Genomic DNA, 670 nt, shown 5'->3' with positions numbered 1-670 from the left:
TATTTTATCTTCATTATGATAATGTGCATTGCCATTAAAAATCCAAAGAAGAAATACAACTAATCCTCGCAAATACGTATAAAACACAGGCGGGCTCCTTTTCTTTCATTATCCTTAACATTGTACCACGGTTGAGTTATTTTAGGAAGAATAAATGTGCCGCGTGCTAGTGACTTGCCCTAAAATTTGCTATAATAAATGGCATGACTAATGTAACTTTAAAAGCGGGTGAACGCATTGACCAACTCTTTTCGACAGATGTAAAAATCATTCAAAACAAGGATGTTTTTAGCTATTCTATCGACAGTGTCTTGCTCTCTCGTTTTCCAAAAATACCTTCACGTGGTTTAATTGTTGACCTTTGTTCAGGAAATGGGGCTGTGGGGCTCTTTGCTAGCACACGCACCAAGGCTCCCATTATCGAAGTGGAACTTCAAGAACGCTTGGCTGATATGGCACAACGCTCTATCCAGCTCAACCACTTGGAAAACCAAGTGCAGATGGTGCAAGATGATTTGAAAAATCTACTCAACCATGTCCCCCGTTCAGGTGTTGATTTGATTCTTTGTAACCCTCCATATTTCAAAGTATCCGAAACATCAAAGAAAAACCTCTCTGAGCACTATTTACTTGCTAGGCATGAAATTACGACCAATTTGGACGAAATCTG

Annotated in this window: 2 pseudogenes; one reads left to right on the top strand and one right to left on the bottom strand. The window is 39.3% G+C overall.

Annotated features, from left to right (window positions below):
- A pseudogene (locus B3473_RS06580) lies at positions 1–87 on the bottom strand (1-acyl-sn-glycerol-3-phosphate acyltransferase); the annotation flags it as partial.
- A 116-nt stretch (positions 88–203) separates the two neighbouring features.
- On the opposite strand from B3473_RS06580, the pseudogene B3473_RS06575 reads away from it, so the two are divergent.
- Positions 204–670 (top strand): annotated as a pseudogene (locus tag B3473_RS06575) (tRNA1(Val) (adenine(37)-N6)-methyltransferase); the annotation flags it as partial.

It is taken from the genome of Streptococcus sp. UBA632, from assembly GCF_002300045.1.
GTDB classification, from domain to species: Bacteria; Bacillota; Bacilli; order Lactobacillales; family Streptococcaceae; genus Streptococcus; species Streptococcus alactolyticus.
The sequence above is the reverse complement of the archived record's forward strand: the minus strand, read 5'-3'. Positions and strand labels throughout refer to the sequence as shown.